Source organism: Bradyrhizobium sp. BRP19 (assembly GCF_020194195.1).
GTDB lineage: Bacteria > Pseudomonadota > Alphaproteobacteria > Rhizobiales > Xanthobacteraceae > Bradyrhizobium > Bradyrhizobium yuanmingense.
Genome location: NZ_JADYVZ010000002.1, coordinates 141,155 through 168,150 on the forward strand (window position 1 = coordinate 141,155; position 26,996 = coordinate 168,150).

A 26,996-nucleotide genomic window follows, 5' to 3' on the forward strand; every position below is an offset into this window, starting at 1 on the left:
CGCATCTTCCCTGCGGCGAGGGATTCTCATCCAGCGCAGCAATCACCACTGCTGTCCTTTGGTACAATGAACCTTGGGACAATGGATAACAATACTTCGCTGGCCGAAAATCAACTTCGGCGGGAGTGGGATAGCGCGGCGCATTTCCGGCAAAGTATTTCGTCTGACAGACCAATTCGGCGGAAAAGCTGAGGAGTTGGCCTATGTTCGTTCGCATCACGACGGATTCCAAGCTGCGTCCCAATACCCTCCGCGACCTCGGCATGGCATCTCATTCAAATGCCCTGGTCAATTTAAGCGAATTTTCCTACCGAAAAGGCTCCGAGATCTACGGCGAGAAGGAGCCGGCCGAGTATGTCTACCAGGTCAAATCCGGCGCGGTGCGTAGCTACAAGCTGCTGTCGGACGGGCGCAGGCAGATCGGCGCATTTCACCTCGTCGGCGACATCTTCGGGCTCGAGAACGGCAGCGAGCACCGCTTCACGACGGAAGCCATCGTCGACACCACGGTGCGGCTGATCAAACGCCAAAGCCTGGAAATCGTGGCAGAGAGCGATGCCATGGTAGCCAGAAACCTGCTCAGCATGACCACGAATAACCTCCAGCATGCGGAAGACCACATGCTGCTGCTCGGTCGCAAGACCTCCCTGGAGCGTGTCGCCGCGTTCCTGCTCGAAATGGACAAGCGCCTGACGGCTGCAGACGTTATGGCGCTTCCGATGTCGCGACGCGATATCGCCGACTATCTCGGCCTGACGCTGGAGACCGTCTCGCGGGCTTTGTCGCGGCTGCATGAACTCGGCGTGCTCGGCTTCATCGGCAACACCCAGCGCCAGATCGTGCTCCTCGACCGGCACCAGCTCGCAGGCCTCGATCTGCAGCCGTGAACCGGCGAAATGCCGGTTCGCGATCCGCGATGGTCGCGATCGCCGCGGCTCAGGTGCCCGGCAGGTCCGCGCCGGGTTTTTCCGTGAGCCCGAGATGGTCGAGCGTCCTGAGCAAAACCTCGAACAGGATGGCGGCGGACCAGCCGAACAGAAGAACGCCGTTCATGGCGGTCAGCGGGCCAATCAGCCGCCATTCGGGCACCGGCGTGATGTCGCCGTAGCCGAGCGTGGTGTAGTTGACGAACGCGAAGTAGAGCATGTCCGCGTCGGCGGTCGCCGCGTGCACGATATGATAGGTCGCCGCCCACATCAGAATTTCGATCATGTGGGCGATCTTCAACACGACGGCGATCGTGATCATGACGCTCATGAGGTGCAATCGCGGCCGCTTGGTATGGCGCGGGACGGCACTGCGGGCCACCGTGACGGCCACCACCGTCACGAGCGCGTGGATTCCGATATTGATCACGCTGACGAGCGTGCCGACAAGGAATTGGAGCATCATCGGGGTGAAACACACCTCATTTTAGCCTAGGCCAAGCGTGCCTCGATGGTTTCTTTTGCGACAACGGTTTCCTGATCGACCCGCGCTGACGCAGCGCGGTCGATTCCTGTCCATGCGGTCGCGAGCTCCCAGGCCACCGACAGGATGATCGGCCCAATGAACAGTCCGATGATTCCATGCGCGAGCGTACCACCAATGACCCCGATCAGGATGACCAGCGTCGGCGTCGTCAGGCCCCGCCCCATGAGGAGCGGCTTCAGCACGTTGTCGAGCAGACCGACGACGACCAGATAGACAGTCAAGAGCAGGGCGACGGTCACGTCCTTGTCCACCCATATCCAGACCAGCACGGGGAAAAGAACGGGGCCGGCGCCGATTTGGACAATCGACAGCAAGAGCACGACGACCGCGAGCAGTCCCGCGCTTGGGATCTCTGCGAGCTTGAAGCCGATGCCCGCCAGCAAGGCTTGAAGGATAGCGACGCCGATAATGCCCTGCGCGACGGCGCGTATGGTTGCGCCGGCGAGCTCGAGAAAGTGCTCGCTCCGGCCGGGCACGACGCGCAACAGGAAGCCGCGCAGCGCGGCGACGAGCTGCGCGCCGTGCGGGAGCAGAAAGCCCGCGACGATCACCGACAGCAGGAATTGGAGCATGCCAATTCCGGTGTCACCGGCAAACGACAGCATCACTCCGGCGAGCGGTTTCAAGTACGGCGCCACCTCGCGCAGCGCCGCACGGATGTTCGTGTAGGCCTCGTTCCAGATCGCGTAGAGCTGAGGACCGATCAACGGCCAGCTCCTGATCTGCTCCGGTGCGGCCTGGAGCGCGAGATCGCCACTGCCGATCTGGGCCGCAAGGTCCCGGATCCCTTCGACTGCACTGAGGCCGAGCCACGCGGCGGGACCGATGACTATGCCCAGCGTGATCAGGGTGAGAACGGCTGAGGCTGTCCGGGGACGGCCACCGAGGCGTTGGGCGAGCCCGGCGAAGACGGGATGAAATGCCACCGCCAACACGGCGCTCCAGCTCAGGATCGGCACGAACGGCCGGAGGACGAGAAATGTCCAGAAGATCAGCAGCCCGAGCAAGCCTAGCCGGATCACGAGTTGGACAATGTCCTCCGCGGACAGAAGCTGGCGAAGCGTTTTCAAGGGTCGTTGCCTCCAAGCCGACGGACCGCTGCTGAAAAGCTAGCGGGGCGGCCCGCCGAGGAGGCTTGATCCAGATCAAGCCAGGCGATCGGTCACCTAGCGAGATCGGCAACAGGCGCGCAGCCAGTTGCGTCTCGGCGCAGATTGCGCGGTCCACCGCCCGCGAGTGAGAATGCCCCGGTGCTGGACCTGAGCCAGCAGTCGTGAAGTTGACGCCGACGAACGGATTGATCTCGACATAGCTCCGACCGACGGCAAAGCCCATGATCTCGATTGCTGTGCCCGTCTGAAGGCTAATGGCGGGTACGGCCGAGCTATATCGGCCGCTCCGCCCGGCGGCCTGTTCTTTCTGGTCACGACCAAGAGGGCCAGGGGCTCTGGAGGTATCGGCCGGCTTTCATTCCTTCGATTCGGACTTGGCGCTCAGGACGACCCGATTAGAGAGTGCCTTTTGGAACTTTATTCCAACGCCGTCGCCGGAATTTGGGGGGATCCCGAGGGGCAATTTCGGGGTACATGGCCCCTACCCCCCTCCATATCCCCAGCCGCTCCGGACCACGGCGGAAGTGGCAGAACAGAACGAGACGTTGAAACCCCTGATTTTTCAGTGGCTTACCCCTAGGGCTTGCTTAGTTCTGGAGTGTTTTGAAAGGCTTGGAAAAAGCCTGATGGCTCCCCGGGCTGGATTCGAACCAGCGACCATCCGATTAACAGTCGGATGCTCTACCGCTGAGCTACCGAGGAAAAGGGCGAACCGTTCGTTCGCGCGCGGCTGCGTATAACAAAGCCGCTTGCGCTTGCAAAGGACGAATTCGTCATCATCCGCAACGCGCTCGGAGGGACCTGGAATGGCCGCTCCTCCGGCCGGGACCGGGCGAGGATTATTCCGCCAGGAACGAGGTGGTCTTGGTGCCGGGGTCGTAGCGCAAGCGGAGCGCGGTGAGCTTGCAGAGATTGACGTTCTTCCACAGCACCGACTCGTCATAGTTCTTCCAGTCGACCCGGATGTTCCAGACGCAGCCTTCATCGTCGTCGTCGAACTCGACATAAGTGCTGGCCTGGTTCTGCAACACCTTGTCGAGCTCGTTCTCCCACTCGTCCAGCCCGTCATCCGGCGCGTTGAAGCCTAGGAACTTGATGGCATAGCCGGTCTCGTTGACCACGGTGACGTTGCGGGCATCGGCCGCAAGCGACGGCGCGGCGGCGATCGAAAGGGCGATCGCGATCAATCCGGACAGAAAATGCTTCATTGTGAAATTCTCCGATCGAAACAGGTCTCGGCGCCCGATGTCGATCGACGCAGGCGCCGTGGCAAACAAAACGTTGCCTCAAGACTCGTCCGGAGCGAGATCGACCGATTCAAGACACGATCGATCCGCGCTCCGGAACGTTCGCGCGACGCGAGACGCGCCCCGCCTGTTTATCGCTTCGAATTCTCCGCAGCAATGAACCGGCATTCATAGTTCGGCGGCGTTTGTTTTCTCCGGCAGCGGCGCCGGCACGACCGCGCCGTTGCTCTTTCCGGTCACGGCGCCGACCAGCGCCTTCACCGGATCCTCGTCCGGCGCAAAGCCGCTCTGGCGCAGGATTTCGTCGATCATCGGACGCAGCGCATGGACCTTGAGCAGCTCGCCGGCCAGACCTTCGCCGAAGCCGACATTACCTCCGCTCGCACCGTTGCCGCCGAACGCGCCGCCGGTGTGCAGGATGCGGACATCCTTGAGATTCGCGATCGGCTTCACCATCTCCGCCAGCGCGGACGGCATGGTCTCGATCCGCTTCTTGGCGATCTCGAAATCGATGACGTTGTTGCCGAGCTTGTTCTGCGCCTCGTTCTTCATGGTGATGACGGCGGCTTCCGCCTCGCCGATGTTGCGGACGCCGACCGCCTTGATCTTGTTGGATTCGGCTTCGGCGGTGGCCAGCGTCTTGACGGCTTCGGCGCGATCGAGCGAGGCCTTCTTCTCGGCCTCGGCCGCGACGATCAGCTCGGTCGATTTGCGTTCGGCCTCGGTGCGTGCGGCCAGCACCTGGGTCAGGCGGGCACGATCGGCGACCTCGATGGCGCGCGCGGTGACGACCTTTTCCTCCGCGGAGACGGCCAGCGCCTCGGCGGTCTTGGCTTCGGCGACGGCTTCCGACGTCTCCTTGCTCTTCGCCGCGATCTGGATCTCGTTCTCCTGCGTCGCGATCTGGATCTCGCGCTGGGCGTCGGTCTTGCGCTTGTTGATCGCCAGCTCCGACTCGATCACCGCGGTTTCCTTGACCTGCTTGGCACCCGCCTCCTTCTCGGCAACCGCACGATCGGTGTCGATGCGAGCGTTCTCCTCGGTCAGACGCGCCGTCTGCGTCGCGGTCGCGACCTCCGCGCGGGTGCTCGCCGTCTTGTTGGCGATGTCGCGCTCCTGCGACAGCTCGGCTTCCTTCTTGGTCCGCTCGATCCCGAGGGTCTGCTGGCGCGCCTCGAGGTCCTTTTGCGCGATCGCCACCTCGTTATCGCGCACGATCGCGTTTCGATCGCGGCGGCGGGTTTCGGTGACCGTCTTGAGCTGGGTCAGACCCTCGGCGTCGAAGAAGTTCTCCGGGTTGAAGAATTTGACGTCGGTCTGGTCGAGCTTGGTCAGCGACACCGATTCCAGCTCGAGCCCGTTCGACTTCACGTCAGACTCGACCGTGGACTGCACGTGCTTGACGAAGTCCGAGCGCTTCTCCTGGAGCTCCAGGATACTCATGGTCGCGGCGACCGAGCGCAGGCCGTCGACGAATTTCGCCTCGACCTGGTTGCGCAGCGCCTCGGCGTCATTGGTCAATGCGCCGAGCGTCTGGCTCGCAAGCGCGATGCTCTCCTCGTCGGGACGGACGCGGACGTAGAACTCGGCAACGATGTCGACGCGCAGGCGGTCCTTGGTGATGAGGGATTCCCGCTCCTTGCGCTCGACGGTGAGGCGCAACGTCTTCAGATTGACGCTGGCATAGGAGTGGAAGATCGGCAGGATCATGGCGCCGCCGTCGAGCACGACCTTCTTGCCGCCGAGCCCGGTGCGCACGAAGGCCTCGTCGCGGGTGGCGCGTTTGTAGAGGATGGTGAAGACGATCCCCAGGACGACGATCAGCGCGACGCCGATCACGGCCGGGACTGCGATGTCGAACATGGCTTTCTCCGCTGTGGGACTTGCTAATTGCTTAGAGTGGGGTTGGACGGCTTGAGTTCATCGTCGGCCTTCACCGCGACGAAGCGCGTGCCGTCGCGGTCGACCAGGAGGACCATGGTTCCCTGCGGCAAAGGTCCCGATGACGGCGCCGCGACCGCCGAGACGAAATGGCGGTTGCCGTGGATGTCGGCGACGCTGACGCGGCCGGGCGGCCCCTGGTCGAGCGGGCCAACGACGACCTCCCCGATGCGGCCGACCAGATCGCCGAGGCCGACGACGTAGCTTTCGTCCTTGGGAATGACCCGCGCGATGGTCCTGCTGGCGGCGCGCACAAGCGGAACCGACACCACGACGGCCCCGACCGAGGCGACCGTCGCCGGTAAGGGACCCGCAACCATTCGCGCGAGGTCCTGGATCAGGAATCCGGTGATGGAGAAGGCGCCGAGCAGCAGCAGCAGGAAGATCAAGAGCGGCACGCCGCCGACATTGATCCAGGAGATGGCGTTGAGCACGCCGTTGTCGCTGGGGTGAGCAAAATCGATGTTGGTGCCCAGCATCTCGCTCAAGGAGGCCCCGATCAGCATCGAGATCACCTCGACCGAGCCGACGATGACGATCATGGCCGCCGCAATCGCGAACGGCCTGACCTCAGGCGCCATGACGTGTTCGAGCAGAGCGCTCATGACACCGCACTCAGCCGCCCGACTTCAACCGGGCCAGCCTCGCTGCAATTTCCTTGTCGCGATGGAGCGTGCTCAGCTCGTCGATGTCGCTCGAATAAGGAATTCCCGGCGGCACGCCGGTGGCCCGTGCCACTGCCCTGCCCGCCCGCAGCGCCTTCGCGGCAGCGGAGGTGCCGCCGGATTTCCGCGACGACGTCGATGTCTGTGGGCTGGCCTGTGCCTCGCTCTTTTCGAGATCGGCGCGGCGCTGCTCGGCATCCTGGAGCGCCGACAGCACCGCGCGGAGCGATGTGACGCATTGCTCGATCTTCTCGTTGTTCTCGTCGATGGCGCGAGAGAGCACCTCGAACTGCGCCTCCAGGTCCATTTGCCGCGCGATGCCGGCGCGGGCGAGATCATCGCGCCCGTCTGCGATCGCGGCCTCGATCTTGGCGGTCAGATCGGTCATCGCCCGCTCGATCTCGCTGCGGCGCGCGTTGAGGCGATATTCCTCGGCCCGGGCAGCGGCGAGCGCATCGCGCGCTTCGGTCTCGGCGCGCTCGATCTCGCGGATGGCCTGTCCGACCACCTTCAGCTTGTTCTTGCCCTCCGCCTGCTCGATCGCATCGTACGCGATCCCGGCAATCAGGCGCCCGACTCGGGACAGGAAATTGTCGGGAGCGGCAGCGATGGTATCCATGGCGTTCTCCTCCTCTGGCAGGCTGTTCGGCGTGACGCCGTAGTGAACTTCGAAACCGTCGTCGGTGCGGATGAGGCGCGCCGGCACGCTCTGTCCCCAGCCCTCGGCATAGCCGGCGTAGTCGAAGGGCACGCTGAAGCGCCCTTGCACGGTCGCAATCGAAATGGTGGCGGGCCCCTTGATCTTCGCGAGCTTGTCGTCGAGCGGCAGGCGGCGCCCTTGCGCGGCGCGATACTCCGCGCGGTCGCGCAGCCCCAACGTCACCAGCCGCGAAGGCAGCGCCGTCTGTTTGCGGATCGGCTCATAGGCATGGGCATGGAGCAGGACCACATTGGAACCCACATTGTGGATCCGCGCCACCTCGTCGAGGATTTCCATCATGCGGTCATAGGCCTGGAATGTCGCCTCGATGGCGGCCTTGGCGGCCGGGTCAGGGGCAAGCCGGTAACGCAGTGCGGACGGCGCGTATCGGGGCGATTGGCTCATGGAAAGCACTAAAGCACCATTTTGGTGCTTTAGGAAGAGGAAGCTCGATCACGTTCTGCTGATCCCTATGCACTCTGTCGGTTAGTCGCGACGACGAGGGCCTGCGTTCAAGGCGGCCGATCATCCCTAGCTCACGGCAGATCAAGACTTCCTGCTCGCAAAGGTTGCAATTTGAGATGAAATGCGGGGAGCGTTCGGTAGGCCGTCACTCTCTCGGCACGTCGTTGCGAGGAGCTCTTGCGACGAAGCAATCCAGACTGCTTCCGAGGAGGCCGTCTGGGTTGCTTCGCTGCGCTCGCAGTGACGGAGTCTGACGCGACACCTCTGTTCATCGACTCTCATTTCAGAACGCGGCGGCGGTTACGGATATCGCTTCGCTCAATCTAGGCCACGCGCCTAGACCGTCACGGCCGCCGGCACACCAGATCGATCTCGATCAGCGCATCATAGGCCAGGCCGGTGACGCCGACGCAGGTGCGGGCCGGCAGGCGATCCGGCGGAAAGTACGTCCGATAGGTCTCGTTCATCGCCGCATAGTCTTCCCTAAAGCGCGTGAGATAGATCCGCGTCATCACGACGTGCTCGAGGCCGAGGTCGAGGCCCGCAAGGACCACCTTCAAATTCTCCATCACGGCCTTCGTCTGCGCGACGATGCCCTCGGGCAGCACGCCCGGCGTCTGCGGCGTATCGGGCATCTGGCCGGTCACGAAGACGAAGCCGTCGGTCTCCACCGCGTGGCTGAAGGGCGCGACCGGCTTCGGTCCGCCGCTGATCATGTGGAATTTCACTTGGATGTCCTGGTTAAGATGCGTCCTGAAAGAGGCGCTTGCTGAGAATGGCGTGCACGCCCCAATTGCCGTCGACGACCTGTGTTACACCGAAATCGACCGCCGCCGACATCAGCGCGATCGCCTCGTCCTCGCTGAGGCCTTTGACGTTCATCAGAAAGCGCCGCATCTTGCGGAAAGCGTCTTTCATGGCGAGATCGAGCGAGGATTTTGCGTAGACCTCGCTCTGCCCCTGCGCGCCGAATTCCGCGAGATAGTTGGGGTGGCTGAAGCCGGTCAGCACCCAGTCGCTCTCGGTTTCGATCAGGGGATAGGAGAGATCGGCGAAGGGACGGCCGGCAAGTTCGGCTTTCTTGTGCAGGATCACCTCGAAGGTGCCGGTCATCGAGCATTCGATCGCGGTGCCGCTGAGCTCGCCGTCGCCCTGCGCTGCATGGGGATCGCCGACCGACAGCAGCGCGCCGGGGACCGAGACGGGGAGATAGACGGTTGCCCCCTTCCCCAGCCGCCAATTGTCGAGATTGCCGCCGAAGTAGGACGGCGGCACGGAATCGACGAAATCGAGCTCGCGCGGCGCCAGCGCGATGACGCCGAAATGCGGCCGCAGAGGAATCTTGATGCAGTCGAGCACGGCGTGCCGGCGCTTGATCGTACCAGGTGCGACGGGAACGCCGGGATAGTCGTAAGTGGCGTGCACCACGCCGAAGGGATCGGTCTGCGGCTCCCAGCGATAGGAATAGAGCGCGCGGGCGTGCGGCATCTCGGCCTCTTCGAAGATCTCATAGATGGTGACGGCTTCGCGCGGCTTGGGACCGCCGAGAAACTCGTTGTAGTGATAGCCCCACCACGCTGCGACAGAGGAGCCGAACACACGGCCCGCATGGCTCGGATTGCGGCTCGCCCGCGGCACGATGTCGAGGATGCGCACCTCCAGTACATCGCCGGGCTGGGCGTCCTTCACCGCGACAGGCCCGGTGCAGATGTGCACGCCAAACCCCTCGCCGGCACCGCGGCCGAACACGCTGGCATCCATCGGGCCGGCGCCGCGGCGGTCGACGTTCTTCTTGCTCCGTGTCCAGCCGAATACGCTTTCTGCGGCGCCATCGCCTGATATCATCAACTCGGGATCGTCGGAGGCGTGCTGCGTCAGCGTCTCGATGGTGATGGTATCGCCCGACGCGATCTCGATCTGCGGCGGCAGCGAGCGGCTGAAATAGCCCCAATGAACGCGGCTGGCCTCGACCGGGAGATGGTGATGACGGCGTTCGGTGGTGGTCGGCTCCCCGGCGCCGGCACAGGCGACGCTGCTGCGGGCCTCCACACTCTGATGCGCGCGCAATTGCGCCAGCGCCTCCTGCGGCCAGCCGCGTTGGCCGGCGACGCCATGTTGCACGGTCGCCCGCTCGGCCTCCTGCTGTCGGAACTCGCGCGGCGGCAGGCCGAAGCGATGGCGGAAGGCGCGGCTGAAATGCGCGGAGTCGCCAAAGCCATAGGCGTAGGCGATCTCCGAGATCGAGCGATGCGCCTCTGACGGACTGGACAGATCCGCCCAGGCGCGCTGGAGACGACGCTCGCGAACATAGTGGGTGAAATTGTCGCCAACCGTCTCGAACAGCTTTTGCAAATAACGTTCGGAAATGCCCTCGGCTTGCGCGACACGCGCGGGCACCAGATCGGGATCGTCGAGGCGACGCTCGATGGTCTGGCAGATCCGGTGCAGCAGCGCGGCCTGCGTCGCGCTCGCCCCGGCGTCGGACGTCGATGCCGCCAGTTGATGCGCGAGCGTCAGGAGAAGATCGACGAGCGACTGCGCAAGCAGATTCCATTCGGAATCGCTCAAAGTGTCGAGCGTGCGCGCGGTCGCGTCCAGCAGGCGCGAAAACACCTCGGCAAAGCCGCTGGGCGGAACGACGCGCGGCTCGCCGAGCCGCGGCTTACCCGAAAGGCGTCCGTGCAGCGCCTCGGAGGTGACTGACAGCACGATGGCGCGCATGTCCCGCTGGAACACGATGCTCCAGTCGCCGCCGCGCGGCAGCATCACGAGATGACCGACGGGAACGATGCGGTGTCCGCCGACGGTTTTCAACACCATGCCATCCTCGACCGGCATCAGCGCGATCGGCAGGTCTTCGTTCGCTCGTGCCAGCGGACCGACGCTCTGCGCGCCCGCGGCCATGCGCGTCAGCGCAACGCCGGCGGTCTGGCGATGGGAGGCGGTAGCATGCCCGTCAAAGAAGGAATGGCCGCCTGCCGGCTGCAGGCCGACCGCCGCAAGCACGTCCCGCCAGGCTTCGGGCCGGTCGTCTTGCGCGTAGGACTCGCTCGTGAACGGGCGAAAGCTCATCGGATCGACCCAGATTGCAGTCGATCGAAGCAACCTCTGTGCCAGACGCACGCGGTCATCCGTCGCCGCGACGGCCCGCAAATGGTCTCCGCTTGTCACCTGCTCATCCTGAAAACCGGCTGCGTCTCAATGCATTAGTCGCACCGAAACATGTTCTTTCTGATCGTGCCGTGGACGCCCCAATTGGCATCGACCACCTGGGTGACGCCGAAATCGGCGCCGACCGACATCAGCGAGATCGCCTCGTCCTCGCTGAGGCCATGCACCGTCATCAGAAACCGGCGGAGTTTTCTGAACGCATCGCGCATCGCACGGTCGAGACTGGAGTGATTGGCAATCTCGGTTTGCGCATCAGCGCCGAGCGCGGCCAGATAATTCGGATAGGTGAAGCCGTAGAACGACCAGGCAAGGTCGGTCTCGAGCATGGGATGGTCGAGGCCTTCGAGGCTGGTGCCGCCGAGGTCGGCCTTCTTGTGCAGGATGAATTCGAAATCGCCGGTCAGCGAGGTCTCGATTGCGGTGCCGCCGAGCTCGCTATCGCCTTGCGCGGCATGGGGATCGCCGACCGAGAAATAGGCGCCGGGGACCGCGACCGGATAGAACATCCGCGCGCCCTTGCCGATGCGCCAGTCGTCGATATTGCCGCCGGTATAGCTCGGCGGGATCGAGCTGACGAAATCGGCTTCCGATGGCGCAAGGCCCATGGTGCCGAAATGCAGCCGCGCCGGCACCTTCACACTGGGAAGGATGTTCTCGCGCTTCCTGATGGTGGCATGGTCCACGCGCACGCCCGGATAGTCGATGGTCGGGTGCACGATGCCGTCGGGGTCGGTTTGCGGCGTCCAGACGTAATTGTAGACGGCCTTCGCATAGGGCTCGCCGGAGGTGTCGAGCTCGAAGATGGTGACGACCTCGCGCGGCTTCGGCTCCTCGATCAGGTCGTGATAGTGGAAGCCCCAGTTCGCCGCGACATTGGAGCCGAAGCAGCGGCCGGCATGACAGGCACTGCAGCTCGGCCGCGGCCTAATATCGAGGATGCGCACCTCCAGAATGTCGCCGGGCTCGGCGCCTTCGATCGCGACGGGGCCGGTGAGCAAGTGCACGCCGATCCCCTCGCCCGCGCCGCGGATGAACGGGCCTTTCGTCGGGCCCGAGCCGCGGCGCGCCACCGCCTTGTGCTCGCGCGTCCACTGGAACACGCTTTCGGCACCGGGGTCGCCCTGAATCATGCGCTCGTAATCGTCGTTGGCGTGATGGGTCAGCGTCTCGATCGTGGCCCGGTCTCCCGAGCGCAGCGTCAGGGCCGGCGTGACCGTTTTGGAGAAATAGCCCCAATGGACGGTCTTCGGCGAAACCGGCAGCGTGACATGCTTCATGGCGTGACCTCTTCGGGGATCTTGCACAGGGTGGAGAGAGGGCTCATCGCACCGTCTCCGGAGCCTTGTCGGCCTCCATCACGCTGAGGAAACGCGCCGTCAGCGGATTGCGTGGATTGGAGAGCACCTCGTGCGCCGGCCCCTCCTCGACGATGGTGCCACCGCTCAGGAAAGCGACACGGTCCGCGACCTCATCGGCAAAGCGGATCTGGTGCGTCGAGATGATCATGGTGAGGCCGTCGTCAATCGCGAGGCGGCGGATCACCTCCAGCACTTCATTGACGAGCTCCGGATCCAGCGCCGAGGTCGGCTCGTCCAGCAGCAGCACGCTCGGATTGGGCGCCAGCGCGCGGGCGATGGCAACGCGCTGCTGCTGGCCGCCGGAGAGATGTCGCGGCAGCGCATCGGCACGGTGTGAGAGACCAACGCGGTCAAGCAGCTCGGCGGCGCGGCGGTCGGCGTCGATCCGGGTCATGCCGTGGACCCAGCGCAAGGGCCCGGCGATGTTCTCCTTCGCTGAGAGGTGAGCAAACAGGTTGAAATGCTGGAACACCATGCCGACGCCGACACTGGCCCGCTCGTTGGCGATGGCGCGCGGCGACAATGGCTTGCCATTCTCGCCGAAGCCGAGCCGCCGGCCGCCGACGCGCACTGTGCCGGCGTCCCAGTTCTCCAGATGGTTGATGCAGCGAAGCAGCGTGCTCTTGCCGGAGCCGCTGGGACCGAGCAACGCCACCACCTCGCCCACACGCACGGTCAAGTCGAGGCCGTTGAGCACCTTTTGCCCGCCGTAGCTCTTGGTGAGGTCCTTGGTCTCGACCGCGATATTGTTGCGCGCGATCGTCGCCGCGCGACGGGCGCGCTCCTCACGGGTCAAGGCCAGCGGCGGCGTATCGCCGGGCGCTGGCTGTGCAGGCTCCGGATCAGCGGCGGTCACGGCGGCAAGCTCGAACTTGGTGCCGAGGTCGACGCGGCGCCACGGCAGATAATCGGCGAGCTTGCGTTCGCGGCGTGTGGTTCGGTCGAGGTCGAGCCACCATTCGACGAGGAGCTGGATGACACTGATGGCCGTGGTCAGAACGAGATAGAGCAGCCCCGAGGCAAAGAAGATCGAAAAGAAGTCGAAGGTCGAAGATGCCAGCTGGGTCGAGCGCAAGGTCAGCTCCTGCACCGCGATAACAGACGCGAGCGAGGAGTTCTTCAACGCGCTCACCGCCTCATTGCCGAAGGCCGGAATCATCGTGCGGATCGCCTGTGGGGCGATGACCCTGCGCATCAGCACCGACGGCGTCATGCCGAGCGCCTGCCCCGCCGTCACCTGGCCGCGGTCGACGCCGAGCACGCCGGCGCGCAGCATCTCCGCAATGAACGGCGCCTCGTTGCAGGCGAGCGCAAGGCCTGCCGCCAGCACGGCCGGCAGCTTGATGCCCATATGCGGCAGCGCGTCGTAGGCGAAAACCATCTGGAGGATCAGCGGCGTGCCGCGGAAGATCACGGTATAGGCCCGGGCGATCGCCGCCAGCAGCCAGAAGCGCGACAGCTGCATGCCGGCGAGGATCAATCCGAGGATCAACCCGCCGCCGAGCCCGAGGGCGGTCACCTCGAGGGTGAGCTCGATGCCCGCGAGCAGATACGGCATGCTCAGGTAATGAAGGAACAGCGACATCAGTCGACAGTCATGAGAACGGGATCGGGTTTGGTCGAAGACGGGCGCCTCGAGGACAGGCCACCTCTCGAAGCGAAGCTTCGGCTACGTCGCATCGTTCGATGCGATCCGGATGAGAGGTTACGCCCTCTCACCCGGCGCTTCGCGCCGACCTCTCCCCGTCGGGGAGAAGTCGACCGCGCTCAGTCAGTCAGCCGTGAGAATTTCCGGCTCGATGAAGTTGTTCACATCGAGCCCATGCTTCTTCAGGAGCGCCATGTGCGTGCCCGCCTTCTGCACCTCGATCAGGGCAGCGAGCACGGCGTCACGAAATTTCGGCTTGCCCTTGGGAACAGCGATGCCGACCGAGTATGGGATCGTCACAGCGACCGCCTTCTCCAGCTTGTCCGGATAGGCTTTTACGGCGCTGTCGACGGTGTTGACGTCGTTGATGTAGGTGTCGGCGCGGCCGGCCAGAATCGCCTGAATGCAGTTGGCGTTGTTGTCGTAGAGCTGGATGGTCGGCTCCGGCTTGCCGGCCTTCTTGCACTCCGGGATCAGCGCCTGGATCAGGGGCACCTCGACATAGCCGGTATTTTCGGCAGCAGCGGCGCCGCACAGCGACAGGTTGATGCCGTTGATGCCCTTCGGGTTGCCCTTGGCGACCAGCACGCCATCGAACACCTTCGAGTAGGTGATGAAGTCGGCCGCCTTGGCGCGCTCCTTGGTGGCGTAGATGTCGGAGATCACGATGTCGGCCTGACCGGCGGCGAGCGTGGTCAGGAGCGCCGCGAACGTCACCGCCTTGTAGGTCAGCTTGAAGCCGAGACATTCGCCGATGGCTTCACCGAGATCGATGTCGAAGCCGATATACTTGCTGGGATCCTTGGGATCGATCGTCTCATAGCCCGGCGTGTGCGGGTTGATGGCATTGACGAGCGTCTTGCCCTTCCAGTCCGGATACTTTTCCTGAAGCGCGGCGCAGGCAGCGGGCGCTGCGGCCTCCGCGCTCAGCGGTGAGGCAACGACGAGACCGAAAGCAATGGCGGCGCCGAGCATGAGCTTGTACCGCGGCAATGATGCGCGCGCCATTCCCCGCCGCGCCTGGGGCCAAATCGACTTCTCCATCTCGCCAGTTCCTCCGAAATGTCATGGCGTCTGCCATGCTCCAGTGATCGGGGAGGAAGCGTGCGGGAGTGGGCGGTGAAAAGCTTGTCCGCGGGCGTACAAAAATTTGGACGGAGCGCGCCCGACATTTGGGCAAACGGTTGCCCAAAAACTGTCCGCGGACCGCGACGCAGGTGAGGGATTCCGAATTCGGGGGATTACGAAATGCTCTCGGCCGCAGCAGCGATCTGCCGGCCCGCTGAATCATTCGGTGAGCTCATTTGACGCAGATATGACGATTGGCGACCAAGATGCGATGAAGGTACGAAGCATCCACGTCCAGCATCCGCAGCAAATCCACAGCATATCCACAGGGTGCCTGTGACGGATTCGCGAGCCCCTGCGAGGGACTTGCTGCGCACAAGCCCACAAGCCGGGCCGTTCAGCCGCCCGCCTGGTCGAACACGGATCGGCAGGCCTCGCTGAGGCTCGCGCGGTTGCGGCGCAGGCAGGCCGTGATGGCGCGGACGTTGGGGATCTCGCCGGCGCAGAGCCGGTAGACGTCGGGCGTACAGGCCCGCCGCTGCTCCGCCGTTCCCTGTGCATGGGCCGCAGAGGCAAACAGCGTCAGGAACAGCCCGACCGTCGAGGCGCCCCGCGCCCGGCTCTTCACGCCCGCAAACCGCAAGAACCTCGCCTTCATGACCAGTCTCCCGCTCTGCACTGCCCGCTCCGGCCTGCATTGGCCGTACGGTGCAAAAGGGGTTACGAGAAATAAACCGCGGGGAATGTGATCTCCTTCACGCCCGCTGCGCGGCGGCGGGCACATAGGGTTGCCCCGGGGATTTTCAGGAATCGCTAACCATTCGGGTCCCGATCGCCGCATCGTTAAAATGCGAACGATCGGGTCAATCCGGAAACAAACCGGCTTTGCGACATTGCGCCGTCCGCGTTCTGCGAGGGTGTGATGAGCGAAGCCGAATTTAATCTGCTGCTGGATGCTGTCCGGGACGCCATGGTCTTTGAGGATTTCGCGCCCGTGCCGGTGGAGCAATACGTGCCCCGCTCGTGGAGCTTCGACATGACGCCCAAGGCTGCCAATAACAAGGCTGCCAATGACAACGAGGGCGCCTGGCCCCTCCTGCCCTTCCCCGACGACTGGTACGCGGCCTGCTGAGGCCACTTGAAGTGAACCGATGCGTCCGCCTTTCGGGCGGTTCGGCATGACCGAGCGCCGGGGACCGGCGCAGCCCCGATCAAGTCTTGACGCGTTCCTCGCCCTGCTGCGGCGCCCGGTCGGGTGCAGCCGGCGGGAAGATGCTGTCATAGATCGCGCGCGCCTCAGCAATGAGGCGGGCCCGCTCCAGCTCGGATTTCGGGACAAATCGAACGACGTCGCCCACGTGCTCTCCAGCTCCAGGGTTTGGATGCGTCTTTTCGCAGATGCGAAGTCTATGCCAGAGGACCTGAATCGCACCTTTCCGCCAAGCCCCGGGCAAACCCGGTGGCTCACTGGAGCTGCGGCTCGGCGGAACCGCCTATAAGTCCAAATTTTGCGGAAAATCAGAGACTTGTGATGGAGGCCACGACCAGAATTGAACTGGTGTACACGGTTTTGCAGTTCTGCGGCTGCAGTATCGCCTAGATGTCTGCATTCTCTCTTGTTGTTGTTTTCTAAGGGCTTAGTCGCCCTCCTATTCTCTTCGATTTTCATCCATTCCGCCGCTCTATCATCTAGTTCGGTAGAACGCGCGGTAGACGTGCAGAGCCTCGTGGCAACAGCTCACGACGATGCGGACTGGATCACACTGCTGGGCGTCGGCCTGTTTGCTATTGGGATCTGCGTGCAGGGGTATCGAGCGCGTCGGCGACGCGGCCGGTAGCATTGGCGGGGCTTTTAATATCCACACCCACGAGCCACAGTAGCTGGCGGGCGTTCCGCGCCACCAGGAATCGATAATTTGACTCTCGCCTGCGCCGCGCTTCGATGGCGCCATGCCGCGCCCTGTTCGACGCCACACGCCTACGCACGCTGACGGCCGGCCGGTGAAGATCACGTTCAGCCAGATGCGCGAGATGGGCTTGCGCGGCGTCCTAGTCTACTGCCATTGCGGCCACCACGTGGCCCTGAGCGCCGATCCCTGGCCTGACGACGCTCGCTTGTCCGATGTCGAGCCGCGCTTCGTCTGCGCCGCTTGCGGAAGCCGCGGCGCCGATGTCAGGCCGGATTTCGAGAGCGGCAGGCCGGCCCAATTTGCGACCTCAAAGTGAAGAGGCCGCCTCGGTTGGGCGGCCTCTCGCTCATGGATCTTGGTTCACTCGGTCATCAGGGCTCGCTCAGGTTCCTTGGTGCTCTCGTTATTCCGTGGCTCGAAACATTTGAGGCGACCTATACGCAGGGTGCTTCGGTACTATTCGATCGGATCGCTGCCTGCTTCTGGGTGGCTCATGCAGCTCGGCTTCCTTGTAAGTAAGGGGCCAATTTCCCACGACAAGGCCCGCCGGTTCACGCTGGCAGGCCTAAAAGCGCGGGACCACCTCAGTCGTCTGGAAAAGAAGCTCTTGGCGAATAACTTCCTTCGCTGCCGAACGTTCGGCAAGGGTCCAGCCTGGCATCAGCTCGTGGATAACGCTCTCTATGAGATTCCGAGCATCGGCATTGGCGAACGTTTTGGGAGTGATCTTGCGCCGCGGTGGGAATTTTCCTGTAGCCATTAAGACCTTGACGGCCTTGCCTACGATTTCCTCAAACTGGCAGGCTCGATGTGTGTGGTTCTCCATCGCTCCGTGGCTCCTCTTTAAAATGAAATGGCCCTGATCCTATCCCCGGCGGCGCTGAAACAAGGCGCCAGCGCCGCCGATCTTGTGGAAAACTACCGGCCGCAGCCGCCTGGCATGCGGCGCCTGCGCTTCATTGCCGCCTCTCTGCGAACTCCCGAAGCTTGACCGCGATCGCCTGCTGATCCGCTATAGGCAACGTGCGGACCACCTCCGCGAACTCGGCACCGGTCATGTTCGGCCCGACCTCGATTGGGTCATCCTTGAAGATGCGGCCGCGGCCCTCGAGCAGCCATTCGGCTTGGACGCCATGTTCCAGACAGAAGCGTCCGATCTCCCGATGTTTGAGCGTCAAGGGCCACTCGATCTGCTCCTCGGAAAGCTTGAGGATTGCCGCGACCTCCCTGATGCGCCGGCGCATAGCCTCCCTGAATGTGCGCCGTTCTTCGCCCTTGGTTTTGGTAGCAGCCTCGGCGCCACTCGGAAGCTGGCCATCATGGGCCGCTGCGATCGCAGCGGCCAGCTTGGCCTCCGCCTTGGTCATCAAAGCCGCGCGTTCAGCGGCGTTCTCGCGGTCACGCTGGATTTGCTGACGGATCTTTCTCAGCTTCGTTGCCGCCTTGGGGAGATCGCAGCGCACATCGCGCACCAGCTCGGCATGAGACGACTCGACGATCGCGCCGTAGCTGCGGAATGTGTAGGTCAGCATGCTGGCATATCGTCGGCGGCCTGTGGGCTGCATCTCTTCGAGCTCAGGGTCGCCCTCCGGAGGCTGTGGGCTGGTGCGGACAGAGGCGAACGAGAGATTCCCCATGGGCGTGGGATTGCGCCCTGGGAAGGTGATTACGTTGGACATGGTGGGTGCTCTGGATCAAAAAACCGGCTTCTCACGGCCGGGTGCCAGCGGACAGCACTGGCGCCGGGAGGGTGAGAACATCGCCAGAGACGATGCGCGACGGCCTTTCCCCGAGGGGTCTTGTATAGCCGCCGCTCTCCCGGCATAGTGGTGCCGTTCGCGCTGGCGGCTAACCAGCACGTCCTAATCGTTGGCAAAATCGATCCCGGCAAGGATCGCCCTGCCAACGCCCTGGTGCCAAACGGGCCCCGGCAAGGGCCTTTGGCGGGAGTTCTCACGCTCCGTCCTCAGTGCACCACTGATTTGGTTAAAAATCCACCCCTTACAGGGGCACTTCGTCCCAAATGACCCGGTTCACCTTGTCGGCGAGTGTCAGATTGCTGTCGCCGTAAATCGGGGCGTTCAGGGACCGCAGCCCGTACTTTCCTACGCTGTGCAGCCGGGCGTCCTTGTAATGCGCGCCAATGAATTGCCGCACCCGCGCCGGCACTTGGTCCCGCTGTAGGGAGCCCTCCGCGATCGCAAGGAAGATCATCTGGATCACGTCGTCCCTCACGTCATGCGGGAGATAGCGGGGGACCAGGTTGGCGATCTGGTTGAACTCGATCCTCTCAGGCGTGAGGACGATTTGCGTTGACTGGGTTCGCTGCAATATCCACGGGCGCCTGATCAATACCTTAGATCTATAGAGCTGATCGAACTCCGGATTAGTCTGCCGGAGCAGCAGAAGCTTGTTTTGGCCAAGGATGCGCTCCAGGGCTCTTTTTCCGCTACCGGAAAACTGATAGGCGCGCTGCCCCGCATGGATCGCTTCGGTGACACGCCGGATCTGATCCTCCGTCGCGGGGCGCGGAGCGGCAGCACGGCGAGCCATACAGATCCTGCATCGGCGGAATTTTGTCTTGCTCTCGACGAGCAGGTTTGGTCCGAAAAGCGGGTGTCCGAATTTGCAGTGAGTCTGATTTCGCTTCGCGGAGCCCCGGCGCTTTTCGGCAGCTTCGGCATTCTGCTTGAGCAGCGCCTTCACAGTGACCGCCCAATCCAGGTGCGAGGCGAAGCGTCGTTCAAGAGCCTCGCGGCTGGTGAGCTTGGGTCCCTTGATGTTGGTCGTCAGGTCTCTAACCGTGTAGCCGTTATCTTTGACGGCATGGAGAATAGCGTCGGCCTCTGCATCGGTGAGGTATCGCAACGGGGACATGGCACCCTCCGCTAAGCGCAGAATTGCGCCGGTGAAGGGCGCGCCTGAGTCGCGGCACGTCAAAGGCTGAGTTGAGACAATCCACGGGCTGTGAATAGGTGGGATAAGCGCGATCTCTATGTCCGCTACTCGTTCTGCGTGTCATCTTTTCGGCCATTGCGAATCGATGATGAGGACGACGGAATGGCAAACAAATATCGCGCGGTGCCGTGGAAGCGTAACCTTAAGACGATCCCCGAGCACATCCTGGCGCAGATTGCTGCGTTCAAATCGGACGTGTTCTTCGTTGGTGTCACGAAGACGTTCTCCCCCGACGAGATAGACTCGAAGCCCTTAAAGCAGCTGCAAATTCCGAAAGAGGAAGGTCGCTCGCATGAGACGATCCCTCCCGCTAACATGGGCAAGTTTTCGGATCGAAACCGGAATGGATGGGAAGTCGTTCGCGACGATCTACCGAAGACCACGAAGACCTACTTTTGGGAAACCCCAAATTTCGGAGATGCTTCAAGGTATGGCACTCACACGCACTATCGGGTGCGAGAGGTCTATCAACGCGAATTCCATGAACCTCGGCTCTATTCGATCCTTGCGCACACGCTGAAGGTCAATACGGCCGGCGCATGCGTCGCGCTTCTACGCGTCAAGCAGGAGCTCAGCCGTTCAACTCCTGGGTTCGAGAGCGACCTGTTGCTGATGCTGAATCTGCTGCAAGAAAACTGCGGAGCAATCGGTGTCGTGAGTAGCGACACCCCGATTGCCGATTACATCAAGACGATAACACTCGATTGGGAAGTCTTTCCACCTGGCGACGCAGCAGAGGTGGTAGAGCGGCTCACCCGAGGAGGGACCTATCGCGCTGACGTTCGCAGCAAGATAGATGAGCGCGTGCGCCTATTCTCGAAGCTGAAACCTTCTGCATTCTTGAAGGGATCGGGCGGATTCGGCTCGTACATTGGAGCCAAGTTTGCCGATGATCTCGTCGTCTTCGAAAACGTGCAGTATGGCAACGCCCTCTACGTCCTTTACGACGATTGGGAGGACATCTCGAAGCGGTCGCGCCTCGAACTTCTCAAGGGAACGGACGCAAAATTCGATCGGCTTCCGCACAGGTCCGGTTGGGATGAGGCGTTCGAGAAACTGCTTCGGAGCGAGAAAAAGAAGCGCGGTCTAAAATAGCGGTCGCCGGCGACACGAAATCCTCTCCTACTTCCAGCCGAACTTATCGCAAATCGATGCGACGATTTTGTCGATCGCTATGGCAATGTTCTCATCTGCGTATTTTCTGGCTAGTGCGGCAAGGGCCAGGATCTCAATCAGAAAGACGCAGATGACAGCGACAAATCCGAGGTGCGGAAATGTAGCCAAATCGATGAGGGCGATACACGCGCAAATCCAATAGAATCGCTCCTCTCGACGCTCGTCAGCCTCTTTTTGCAGAGCAGCTTCGAGCGCCGCGGCACTCTTTTCGATTACGTTTGGAGCGGATGGAGTCTGCCTTACGATTACCGAAAAATCATGCGCTTCCAATTCGCGCACGGTACTCGGCGATGATGTCGGCGTCGGGAATTGGGATGCCTCTTGTTCCAGGGACATAGTGACGAGCCCAAGCTCCATTCTGCCAATGCGTCATTGCAACCAACTCGCCCGGCGACTTCTGAATCAAGAAGTTGCAGGCCTCGTCCAAAGTGTCCGCTTCCGGCGTTCCCGCGATCGACGGCGACCAGAAGAACACATCCTGAATAGGCTTGTTGCCGAAATTCCGCACCTGTCTGTACAGGCCGGGCTCAACCGGGCCGTAATCCCAGGCCTGAAACTCGGCGTCGACTAGCCGCTGACCAGTACGGCCAAGATGCACCATGTGAGCCATGTAGAGGATTTTCTGAAGGGCGAGGTTCGTGACGCCCCAATTTCCACGCGCGCAGATGTGTCGCGCTGCGGAGGACGAAGCGATCGACATTTGCGTTTCCCTCTGGGCGACGGCTCCCCAGCCGGCCATAAGCCCCAGTAGCTTATATAGGATTCGTTTACGATTTGTCACCACCCGCCCCCGAACGCGGCCCGAAATTGACGCCCCGGATGCTGGATTTTGCGGAACTCCGGGTGGAGGCGACGTCCTCCATGCTGTCTGTCCGTCAGCCCATCCACTCCGCGGTCATCAACCCCAATATTCAGCCGACAGCAGCATGTGCTGTTCGTTACCGAAGACCGAGATGTTGACGTTCGACCCGATCGTCGTTTCCAGCGCCGTTACGGTGTTGATGCCAATTCCCGGTGCGGAAAGGAAGCGCGCCGCCTGCAAGGGCTGGCTCACCGTGATGGTGCTCCCGCTCGTGACGTTATTGAACAAGAAGTTGGCTGTCTTGCCCGAAAACGACGACGTACTGTTGAACCCGATGCCAACCTGAATTGCCATTGTCGTCGAGCCTGTGACCGCTGCCTGCGCTGCCGACGAGTACTGCAAGTCCAGCGTTTCTTCCGGCAGACCGGCGAACGTGGTCAGGCTGTTTCCCGAATTGTTATTGACGGTGTGCGCGTTCGATGCATTCGCCGGTATCCACGAGGTGGTCGCGTCTCCGGCCTTCAGGAATATCCGCCGTTTGTTGTAGGCATTCCATACGCCCCACTTCCGGGACGCTCCATAAGTAACGTGACACGACACCTGACCGGCGGTCCCGTCGATATAGAGTGACCCGACATAGATTCCGTTCTTGGCGGCGACAGTATACGTCGTCGAGCCATTGCGCGCGGTGATCTGCACGTTGTTGACGAGCAGACCTTTGAGAAGGGCGAGCTCAGTTGACCCGGCTCCAGACCCTCGCGCTCCTGCGCCGGCTGTCGCCGTGGTCCACGCCGGCCCGGTGCCGATCCTGAGCGTGCCGCTGTCGGAGAAGACAAACACGTCATAGATCGCGTTTCCGACGTGGTTTGGATTGTTCAACGAGAGGGTGAGCTCGGAGAACTCGCGAACCGAAAACGTCGTGCCGTCGGGGATCGGAATCAGGTTGCCGCTGTCAGGTCGATAATAGACCGCAGTTTTCGCTGACTGATCTGATGCCGGTATCGGTGACGTCGGCTGTGTCGCCACCGAAAGCAGCGTGAGATAGCCCTGCGGCTTCACCAACGTTCGGGTATAGTTCTGCCCTTCCGAAAACCAGTTCGATCCGTCAGTCCTGACCCGAAAGCCGCAGCCTGGAGGAACGGTGACATCCGCGTCTCCGTCTACGGTCTGCGACCCGCTACCGTCGAATATGATGTCGCCAGCGGAATCGTTGAGCAGGCCGAAAACGAAGGGTGCGTCGACATCCGTTGCATCCGGCGACGTGATGGTGATGCCTGCACTCGTCGCGCGGACGAGTTTGCCCTGGTCGGTCGCGAGCACCGTGTAGCTGATCGATGTCGAGGTGACCCCGCCGTCGATCTTCCCGAACGCGGCAATGAGAGCCGTGTCCATGTCGTCGGTGCGCGTCTTGACCGGGTCGGTGATCTTCGTCTTGATCGTCGACCATTTGACGCGGTTGGCCTCGGTCTGCGTGCCGTCGTCCGGCGGCGGATTCGAGTTGTAGCCGGTGATGGATACGCCGGGATATTGTTCGGCCATGCTCAAGCACTCCTGTTCTGAAACATTGCCGCGGGATCTTGTGAGAGAACGATCCGCAGCGTCTCCGCCTGCTCAAGCAGACGGGCCGCCTGCAGCGTCGTTGCCAGATCACGGCCGGTGACGGTGTCAGGCACTCCGAATTGGTCACACGCACCACCGGGGCGGGTCGCGACCGCCTCCAGATAATCCGAGAGCGTCATTGAGCTCGCCGCTAAATGGGCCTCCATCTCGGTCGTCCTGGCTTCGCCGAAGGTGGAGACGATCGCGGCGCGGATGTGCTCCTGCTCGTTCATCATCGCCCCATCAGCCTGTCGGACTCAGCCTGGAAGTCGGCGTCGTTCATAGAGGCGACACGACGCGAATAGGCCGCGCTCGTTTCGGCCGGTGGTGGCTTGCCCGAGCCGCCGCGCATCACGGAGGCGACGAGGGCACGATCGGCCGACAGCTCGGGGTCAGGAAAGCGAGCGACTTCCTTGATCATTTTTTTACAGGCACGTGCGAGCGCGCGTTCCGCGTGCTGCCAATGTTCCTTGCTGTCACGGCGATGCTGCCACGCCTCGTATAGAGCCGGGTCGAGTTGCGCCTCACTCAACAGCCATCGCCGAGCAAATTCGGCCGCGTCGCCGACGTGCGGAAAATCCTCCAGCATGCTCGCGGCTTCCTGCACCGTCTCGGCGAAGTCCGCTTTTTCGTTGCGCTGCCATTCCTCGAATTGGAGGCGCTGCGAGGTTGCAATCTGGTGGTTCAGGAGGTTCTCCATGACCACTCGATTGCTGATCTCGCTCAGCTGTAGACGCATCAAATCGTCTTCGGAATAGTTGGCTGGTATCTCGGCACGCGGCTGCTCTTGGGGCGCAGGCTCGGCCGGCGCGGTTTTCTCAACCGAGCGGGATCGATCGAAGTCGCTCAGAAGCGCGTCAAGGCCGTCGTCGTTCCGTGAGCTTGCCGCCTCCATGCCCGGCGTTGCTGGCACTTCGGTTTCGTCAACCACGGTCTGCGTCGTCTGTTCTTCGCTCATGAAGATCTCATTTACCGTATTTGGACCACTCGCGATCGAGCTCGGCGTCGGTCATTTCCGCGATGCTGCGGCGCCAATCGCTGTTGTCGTGTTCAGCGACGACCTTGTTTGAGATCGCTGCAACCCGCTGCTGCTGCTCGCGCGTCATCTCGCGAAAACGTTTCTCAAAGTCAGCCATTTCATTGGACATCTTTGTTCTCCTTCAGTTGTCCAAACACACGTGGCGAAGCGTAGGCTCCCAGGCGTGGAGCAGATCGCGCTGCTGTGCTGACGTCCGATCAGCGTTCGACTTGAGGGCGCGTCGACACTGCGCCATGAAACTCTCGTCGTCGGCATGTTCGCTCATCAGCTCGAGCACGGAATTACCGAACTCGAAATTCTCGGTCTCCAACTCGAAATAGCGCCGGATCAATTCCACCGCATCCTCGTCTTGATCAGGGGCTACCGCGAGCGCCTTCAGGAAGAGCGGATCGCCGCGCAGCTCGACCTGCGCAAAATCTTCCCCCAACCGCGATTCGAAATATGCATCGATCGCATTTTCGATTGCGTCCGCCATCACACACCCACCGAGATGTGCGGCGGCTGCGGCCGCGGTGCGGCCTGATTTTCGATCGCCAGCGGCGAGGCCGCCTGACGTCCGATCAGTTCCGCGGCCTGACGCGCCACAAGCTCCGCGATCGTTTTTGGCGTCTTGCCGACATGCGACTGCTTGGGGAGTGCCTTGACGACCTCCGCGACATGCGCGGCGTATCGATCGAGCAGATCCTGTTTCCCGAGCTCAGCGGAGATGCCTGGAATTTGCAGACGCGTCAGCTCCGCTTGAAGCGGCAAGAGGCGCAAGTCTTCCGCGATCCTGCCGTCGGGCAGGACAAGGTTGCGGCGCTGATGGTTCCGCGTGAGAAAGATCATTCGTCGTCCTCGTCGTCGTCATTGCTTTCAGTCTTGTCCTCGTTGTCGAAGAACCAGAGCAAGATCGCGCCTTCGGCGATGCCTTGCAGATGCCCGGCGTAGAGCGCTTCGTTCGCCGCTTTCTTGTTGCTGACCGATGCGCCGGCCACGTCCAGTTTTTTCAGCGCTCGCGCAAATTCAGCGTTGCTGAGATCGGCGACCTTCCGGCCGTCGGGCAGCACTTCGGCGTTGAGCTGGGCCTGCTTCTGCTTGTTCGGCAGGCTCTCCGCCAAGCGGTCGAACACTTCGCTGTCGGTGCTCATTGCGCGGCCTCGTCGAGCCAGGCGTTGACGGCGGCAGCCGCGGCCTCGGTGCGCAGCCGCTCGAGGTGGCGCGCATAGGCAGCAGCGTTGGCTTCGCGGCCGGCCTCGTGAGATGCCCCCGGGATTTTCCAGACGATCAGTCGCGCCGTGAGCTCCGACGGCGGGACGTCACCGAGCAGGCCGCCAGTGGGCCAGGGAAGATGGTCAAACGTCGTGCGCGCGTGGCTCGGCTCGGGGCGCGCGATCGATCCGCCGGGCTCTTTGGTCATGCGACCTCCTTTGCGTCTGCGGTCGTTTCGTCGATCTCGACGCCGACCTCGCGCCAGAGCTTCACGCGGGCCGCGCGCTGCCAGTTCGGGTCGGCGAGATGCTGGTCCAGCGTCGCAAGCCCGATCTTGGACTGTCGACTGCGCAGACGATCGTAGAATTCAGGGTCATCGCGCCTGAGAAGGATCACCACATCGTGGAGCAACGGAATGCCGCACAGTTCGGCGCCTTCGGCGGCGTGGATGGAGGCGATCGCCACCGCGCCGCCGGGCACGCGCAAGAAATCCCGGCAGACGCGCCAGCCGTTGAAGCCGTCGTCCAACAAGGCAAAGTGACCGGGCTCGGTGGACCGGGGTTTGCCCTCGAAGAGTATTTGGGCAGCCTGCATCGCCAGCTTGGCGTCCGGGCCGCGCGCGATCTCCTGGAGCCGCTGCGTCCATTCCTCCTGTGAGAACGGCTCGACCGACGTCGCCGGGAGCTCCCGGCGCTGGACCTCGGCTCGCGCCATCACGAGAAGATTTTGCACAACTCGCGACTTCGCCGCGGTCGAGCCGGCGTGAATGGCCTTGCGGTCGGTCTCGGCGCCGTAGCCGGCCAGGATTGCCGCCTGCTTCTGCGTCATGGTTCCGGAGAACACGCAGCAAGCAAACGCGATCTGCTGCTCGCTTCCGCCGAGCCGCGCGCCGGTGTCCGTCCACCAGTCGCGGTCGAGAGGCTGATCCCAGGGGATCGATGATTCTGCTTCGCTCATGCATCATGCATAGTCGCGCGACCGAAGAATTGGAATACAGCGACACTACATGTGTAGCGCAAAATAAAGGTCGCGCGATGCGATCGGCGCCGTCCCATCGAGCGCTGCGATCCCATGATGATCATGTCGACTTGGTTGACGTGTCCCGCTGGTGCTGCGGACCTCAGGGGCGCTTGAGAGAAAATCCGGCTCTAGGGCTCGGGCTCGCGGCCGCCAGGGGGTGTCCCCCACCCCTCCCCACCGGGGAACAAGGCGACGAGTCGGCGAACGAATTGCAGATCCGTTTACACCGCGACAGTAGATGCAATTGTTTCAGACACTTGCGTATTACGGCTGATGCGTAGTCTACCGATGCATCTACTGAATGCCCTGATTTCGCCGCTGGGCGCGATGGTTGGTCGCGATCCTGCCACCCGCGCCGATACAAACACACACCGATGGAGGCCAGTCTCTTCTGCCCCATGATGTCTGCCTGCGCTCATGGTCGAGATGAGAGCGTTTGGACGCGAGCGGAGC

At 62.6% G+C, this 26,996-nt stretch carries 31 protein-coding genes and 2 tRNA genes; 4 read left to right on the forward strand and 29 right to left on the reverse strand.

Annotated elements, in window-relative coordinates:
• Positions 1 to 203: 203 nt before the first annotated feature.
• Positions 204 to 887: a helix-turn-helix domain-containing protein gene (locus I6F36_RS06335; RefSeq protein WP_225141923.1), complete on the forward strand. Its 684-nt coding sequence runs from the start codon at positions 204 to 206 to the stop codon at positions 885 to 887.
• A 49-nt stretch (positions 888 to 936) separates the two neighbouring features.
• Here the strand turns inward: I6F36_RS06335 and I6F36_RS06340 are convergent, their stop codons facing one another.
• From I6F36_RS06340 to I6F36_RS06400, 13 genes are all read right to left on the reverse strand, one after another.
• Complete coding sequence (locus I6F36_RS06340) at positions 937 to 1,392, reverse strand: potassium channel family protein (protein ID WP_035999460.1); 456 nt, start codon at positions 1,390 to 1,392, stop codon at positions 937 to 939.
• 26 nt (positions 1,393 to 1,418) lie between these two features.
• On the reverse strand, positions 1,419 to 2,543 hold the full coding sequence (locus tag I6F36_RS06345) for an AI-2E family transporter (RefSeq protein WP_225171140.1): 1,125 nt from the start codon (positions 2,541 to 2,543) through the stop codon (positions 1,419 to 1,421).
• A gap of 669 nt (positions 2,544 to 3,212) precedes the next feature.
• Positions 3,213 to 3,287, reverse strand: a tRNA-Asn gene (locus I6F36_RS06350).
• A 137-nt stretch (positions 3,288 to 3,424) separates the two neighbouring features.
• Entirely contained in the window at positions 3,425 to 3,793 is a 369-nt protein-coding gene (locus I6F36_RS06355) for a hypothetical protein (RefSeq protein WP_036027987.1), read from the reverse strand.
• A gap of 207 nt (positions 3,794 to 4,000) precedes the next feature.
• Complete coding sequence (locus I6F36_RS06360; RefSeq protein WP_225171141.1) at positions 4,001 to 5,695, reverse strand: flotillin family protein; 1,695 nt, start codon at positions 5,693 to 5,695, stop codon at positions 4,001 to 4,003.
• Positions 5,696 to 5,718: 23 nt separating this feature from the next.
• A complete protein-coding gene (locus I6F36_RS06365) occupies positions 5,719 to 6,378 on the reverse strand; it encodes an OB-fold-containig protein (RefSeq protein ID WP_109143809.1) in 660 nt (219 codons plus the stop codon).
• Between the two features lie 10 nt (positions 6,379 to 6,388).
• Entirely contained in the window at positions 6,389 to 7,552 is a 1,164-nt protein-coding gene (locus I6F36_RS06370; RefSeq protein ID WP_036039425.1) for a PspA/IM30 family protein, read from the reverse strand.
• 395 nt (positions 7,553 to 7,947) lie between these two features.
• Positions 7,948 to 8,331: a RidA family protein gene (locus I6F36_RS06375; protein WP_035999503.1), complete on the reverse strand. Its 384-nt coding sequence runs from the start codon at positions 8,329 to 8,331 to the stop codon at positions 7,948 to 7,950.
• A 13-nt stretch (positions 8,332 to 8,344) separates the two neighbouring features.
• Positions 8,345 to 10,675, reverse strand: coding sequence for an acetamidase/formamidase family protein (locus tag I6F36_RS06380; protein ID WP_225125999.1), 2,331 nt, complete (start codon positions 10,673 to 10,675; stop codon positions 8,345 to 8,347).
• A gap of 134 nt (positions 10,676 to 10,809) precedes the next feature.
• Positions 10,810 to 12,051, reverse strand: a complete 1,242-nt coding sequence (locus I6F36_RS06385) for an acetamidase/formamidase family protein (RefSeq protein WP_225125446.1) — start codon at positions 12,049 to 12,051, stop codon at positions 10,810 to 10,812.
• 43 nt (positions 12,052 to 12,094) lie between these two features.
• Complete coding sequence (locus I6F36_RS06390) at positions 12,095 to 13,717, reverse strand: amino acid ABC transporter permease/ATP-binding protein (protein WP_225171142.1); 1,623 nt, start codon at positions 13,715 to 13,717, stop codon at positions 12,095 to 12,097.
• Between the two features lie 186 nt (positions 13,718 to 13,903).
• Positions 13,904 to 14,824: an ABC transporter substrate-binding protein gene (locus I6F36_RS06395; RefSeq protein WP_225141913.1), complete on the reverse strand. Its 921-nt coding sequence runs from the start codon at positions 14,822 to 14,824 to the stop codon at positions 13,904 to 13,906.
• Between the two features lie 421 nt (positions 14,825 to 15,245).
• Entirely contained in the window at positions 15,246 to 15,506 is a 261-nt protein-coding gene (locus I6F36_RS06400) for a hypothetical protein (RefSeq protein ID WP_025036239.1), read from the reverse strand.
• 264 nt (positions 15,507 to 15,770) lie between these two features.
• Between I6F36_RS06400 and I6F36_RS06405 the strand changes: the two genes are divergently transcribed.
• Positions 15,771 to 15,980, forward strand: coding sequence for a hypothetical protein (locus I6F36_RS06405; protein ID WP_225171143.1), 210 nt, complete (start codon positions 15,771 to 15,773; stop codon positions 15,978 to 15,980).
• Between the two features lie 79 nt (positions 15,981 to 16,059).
• Here the strand turns inward: I6F36_RS06405 and I6F36_RS06410 are convergent, their stop codons facing one another.
• Positions 16,060 to 16,206 (reverse strand): hypothetical protein, encoded by a 147-nt coding sequence (locus tag I6F36_RS06410; RefSeq protein WP_167361661.1) that lies wholly within the window; start codon positions 16,204 to 16,206, stop codon positions 16,060 to 16,062.
• A gap of 174 nt (positions 16,207 to 16,380) precedes the next feature.
• Positions 16,381 to 16,445: transfer RNA gene (locus I6F36_RS06415), tRNA-Phe, on the reverse strand.
• A gap of 353 nt (positions 16,446 to 16,798) precedes the next feature.
• On the opposite strand from I6F36_RS06415, the gene I6F36_RS06420 reads away from it, so the two are divergent.
• Entirely contained in the window at positions 16,799 to 17,074 is a 276-nt protein-coding gene (locus I6F36_RS06420; RefSeq protein ID WP_225171144.1) for a hypothetical protein, read from the forward strand.
• 249 nt (positions 17,075 to 17,323) lie between these two features.
• On the opposite strand, the gene I6F36_RS06425 is transcribed toward I6F36_RS06420, so the two are convergent.
• The 3 genes from I6F36_RS06425 to I6F36_RS06435 all read right to left on the reverse strand — a co-directional run bounded on the left by I6F36_RS06425 (position 17,324) and on the right by I6F36_RS06435 (position 19,635).
• Positions 17,324 to 17,584 carry a hypothetical protein gene (locus tag I6F36_RS06425; RefSeq protein ID WP_225171145.1) on the reverse strand — a complete coding sequence of 87 codons (261 nt, stop codon included), beginning with the start codon at positions 17,582 to 17,584 and terminating at the stop codon, positions 17,324 to 17,326.
• A gap of 130 nt (positions 17,585 to 17,714) precedes the next feature.
• Positions 17,715 to 18,290, reverse strand: coding sequence for a hypothetical protein (locus I6F36_RS06430; protein ID WP_225171146.1), 576 nt, complete (start codon positions 18,288 to 18,290; stop codon positions 17,715 to 17,717).
• A gap of 469 nt (positions 18,291 to 18,759) precedes the next feature.
• Entirely contained in the window at positions 18,760 to 19,635 is an 876-nt protein-coding gene (locus I6F36_RS06435) for a hypothetical protein (RefSeq protein ID WP_225171147.1), read from the reverse strand.
• Positions 19,636 to 19,818: 183 nt separating this feature from the next.
• Here I6F36_RS06435 and I6F36_RS06440 point away from each other — a divergent pair, with 183 nt between their 5' ends.
• Entirely contained in the window at positions 19,819 to 20,811 is a 993-nt protein-coding gene (locus I6F36_RS06440; RefSeq protein ID WP_225171148.1) for a hypothetical protein, read from the forward strand.
• A gap of 27 nt (positions 20,812 to 20,838) precedes the next feature.
• On the opposite strand, the gene I6F36_RS06445 is transcribed toward I6F36_RS06440, so the two are convergent.
• The 11 genes from I6F36_RS06445 to I6F36_RS06495 form a co-directional block, all read right to left on the reverse strand.
• Complete coding sequence (locus I6F36_RS06445) at positions 20,839 to 21,171, reverse strand: hypothetical protein (RefSeq protein WP_225171149.1); 333 nt, start codon at positions 21,169 to 21,171, stop codon at positions 20,839 to 20,841.
• Complete coding sequence (locus I6F36_RS06450; RefSeq protein ID WP_225171150.1) at positions 21,149 to 21,592, reverse strand: Panacea domain-containing protein; 444 nt, start codon at positions 21,590 to 21,592, stop codon at positions 21,149 to 21,151. The genes I6F36_RS06445 and I6F36_RS06450 overlap by 23 nt, the downstream gene beginning before the upstream one ends.
• Before the next feature lie 198 nt (positions 21,593 to 21,790).
• Positions 21,791 to 23,233, reverse strand: a complete 1,443-nt coding sequence (locus I6F36_RS06455) for a hypothetical protein (RefSeq protein ID WP_225171151.1) — start codon at positions 23,231 to 23,233, stop codon at positions 21,791 to 21,793.
• Positions 23,234 to 23,235: 2 nt separating this feature from the next.
• The gene (locus I6F36_RS06460) at positions 23,236 to 23,529 is read right to left on the reverse strand and encodes a hypothetical protein (RefSeq protein WP_225171152.1); all 294 of its coding nucleotides are present in this window, start codon (positions 23,527 to 23,529) and stop codon (positions 23,236 to 23,238) included.
• Positions 23,526 to 24,251, reverse strand: coding sequence for a hypothetical protein (locus I6F36_RS06465; protein ID WP_225171153.1), 726 nt, complete (start codon positions 24,249 to 24,251; stop codon positions 23,526 to 23,528). The genes I6F36_RS06460 and I6F36_RS06465 overlap by 4 nt, the downstream gene beginning before the upstream one ends.
• A gap of 7 nt (positions 24,252 to 24,258) precedes the next feature.
• Entirely contained in the window at positions 24,259 to 24,441 is a 183-nt protein-coding gene (locus I6F36_RS06470) for a hypothetical protein (RefSeq protein WP_225171154.1), read from the reverse strand.
• A gap of 12 nt (positions 24,442 to 24,453) precedes the next feature.
• The gene (locus tag I6F36_RS06475; RefSeq protein ID WP_225171155.1) at positions 24,454 to 24,807 is read right to left on the reverse strand and encodes a hypothetical protein; all 354 of its coding nucleotides are present in this window, start codon (positions 24,805 to 24,807) and stop codon (positions 24,454 to 24,456) included.
• Positions 24,807 to 25,160, reverse strand: coding sequence for a hypothetical protein (locus tag I6F36_RS06480; protein WP_225171156.1), 354 nt, complete (start codon positions 25,158 to 25,160; stop codon positions 24,807 to 24,809). Before I6F36_RS06480 ends, I6F36_RS06475 begins: the two co-directional genes overlap by 1 nt.
• Positions 25,157 to 25,432, reverse strand: a complete 276-nt coding sequence (locus tag I6F36_RS06485) for a hypothetical protein (protein WP_225171157.1) — start codon at positions 25,430 to 25,432, stop codon at positions 25,157 to 25,159. Before I6F36_RS06485 ends, I6F36_RS06480 begins: the two co-directional genes overlap by 4 nt.
• A 26-nt stretch (positions 25,433 to 25,458) precedes the next feature.
• Entirely contained in the window at positions 25,459 to 25,731 is a 273-nt protein-coding gene (locus tag I6F36_RS06490; protein WP_225171158.1) for a hypothetical protein, read from the reverse strand.
• Positions 25,728 to 26,480, reverse strand: a complete 753-nt coding sequence (locus I6F36_RS06495) for a hypothetical protein (protein ID WP_225171159.1) — start codon at positions 26,478 to 26,480, stop codon at positions 25,728 to 25,730. The genes I6F36_RS06490 and I6F36_RS06495 overlap by 4 nt, the downstream gene beginning before the upstream one ends.
• Between the last annotated feature and the right edge of the window lie 516 nt (positions 26,481 to 26,996).

Bases quoted from the DNA above. Each gene is read 5' to 3' on its own strand.
- I6F36_RS06455 (WP_225171151.1), bottom strand. From the start codon at position 23,233: ATGGCCGAACAATATCCCGGCGTATCCATCACCGGCTACAACTCGAAT.
- I6F36_RS06430 (WP_225171146.1), bottom strand. From the start codon at position 18,290: ATGCTGACCTACACATTCCGCAGCTACGGCGCGATCGTCGAGTCGTCT.
- I6F36_RS06360 (WP_225171141.1), bottom strand. From the start codon at position 5,695: ATGTTCGACATCGCAGTCCCGGCCGTGATCGGCGTCGCGCTGATCGTC.
- I6F36_RS06425 (WP_225171145.1), bottom strand. From the start codon at position 17,584: ATGGAGAACCACACACATCGAGCCTGCCAGTTTGAGGAAATCGTAGGC.
- I6F36_RS06340 (WP_035999460.1), bottom strand. From the start codon at position 1,392: ATGATGCTCCAATTCCTTGTCGGCACGCTCGTCAGCGTGATCAATATC.
- I6F36_RS06450 (WP_225171150.1), bottom strand. From the start codon at position 21,592: ATGTCGATCGCTTCGTCCTCCGCAGCGCGACACATCTGCGCGCGTGGA.
- I6F36_RS06490 (WP_225171158.1), bottom strand. From the start codon at position 25,731: ATGACCAAAGAGCCCGGCGGATCGATCGCGCGCCCCGAGCCGAGCCAC.
- I6F36_RS06365 (WP_109143809.1), bottom strand. From the start codon at position 6,378: ATGAGCGCTCTGCTCGAACACGTCATGGCGCCTGAGGTCAGGCCGTTC.
- I6F36_RS06385 (WP_225125446.1), bottom strand. From the start codon at position 12,051: ATGAAGCATGTCACGCTGCCGGTTTCGCCGAAGACCGTCCATTGGGGC.
- I6F36_RS06395 (WP_225141913.1), bottom strand. From the start codon at position 14,824: ATGGAGAAGTCGATTTGGCCCCAGGCGCGGCGGGGAATGGCGCGCGCA.
- I6F36_RS06380 (WP_225125999.1), bottom strand. From the start codon at position 10,675: ATGAGCTTTCGCCCGTTCACGAGCGAGTCCTACGCGCAAGACGACCGG.
- I6F36_RS06335 (WP_225141923.1), top strand. From the start codon at position 204: ATGTTCGTTCGCATCACGACGGATTCCAAGCTGCGTCCCAATACCCTC.
- I6F36_RS06495 (WP_225171159.1), bottom strand. From the start codon at position 26,480: ATGAGCGAAGCAGAATCATCGATCCCCTGGGATCAGCCTCTCGACCGC.
- I6F36_RS06355 (WP_036027987.1), bottom strand. From the start codon at position 3,793: ATGAAGCATTTTCTGTCCGGATTGATCGCGATCGCCCTTTCGATCGCC.
- I6F36_RS06390 (WP_225171142.1), bottom strand. From the start codon at position 13,717: ATGTCGCTGTTCCTTCATTACCTGAGCATGCCGTATCTGCTCGCGGGC.
- I6F36_RS06460 (WP_225171152.1), bottom strand. From the start codon at position 23,529: ATGATGAACGAGCAGGAGCACATCCGCGCCGCGATCGTCTCCACCTTC.
- I6F36_RS06465 (WP_225171153.1), bottom strand. From the start codon at position 24,251: ATGAGCGAAGAACAGACGACGCAGACCGTGGTTGACGAAACCGAAGTG.
- I6F36_RS06405 (WP_225171143.1), top strand. From the start codon at position 15,771: ATGAGCGAAGCCGAATTTAATCTGCTGCTGGATGCTGTCCGGGACGCC.
- I6F36_RS06435 (WP_225171147.1), bottom strand. From the start codon at position 19,635: ATGTCCCCGTTGCGATACCTCACCGATGCAGAGGCCGACGCTATTCTC.
- I6F36_RS06400 (WP_025036239.1), bottom strand. From the start codon at position 15,506: ATGAAGGCGAGGTTCTTGCGGTTTGCGGGCGTGAAGAGCCGGGCGCGG.
- I6F36_RS06480 (WP_225171156.1), bottom strand. From the start codon at position 25,160: ATGATCTTTCTCACGCGGAACCATCAGCGCCGCAACCTTGTCCTGCCC.
- I6F36_RS06470 (WP_225171154.1), bottom strand. From the start codon at position 24,441: ATGTCCAATGAAATGGCTGACTTTGAGAAACGTTTTCGCGAGATGACG.
- I6F36_RS06440 (WP_225171148.1), top strand. From the start codon at position 19,819: ATGGCAAACAAATATCGCGCGGTGCCGTGGAAGCGTAACCTTAAGACG.
- I6F36_RS06420 (WP_225171144.1), top strand. From the start codon at position 16,799: ATGCCGCGCCCTGTTCGACGCCACACGCCTACGCACGCTGACGGCCGG.
- I6F36_RS06475 (WP_225171155.1), bottom strand. From the start codon at position 24,807: ATGGCGGACGCAATCGAAAATGCGATCGATGCATATTTCGAATCGCGG.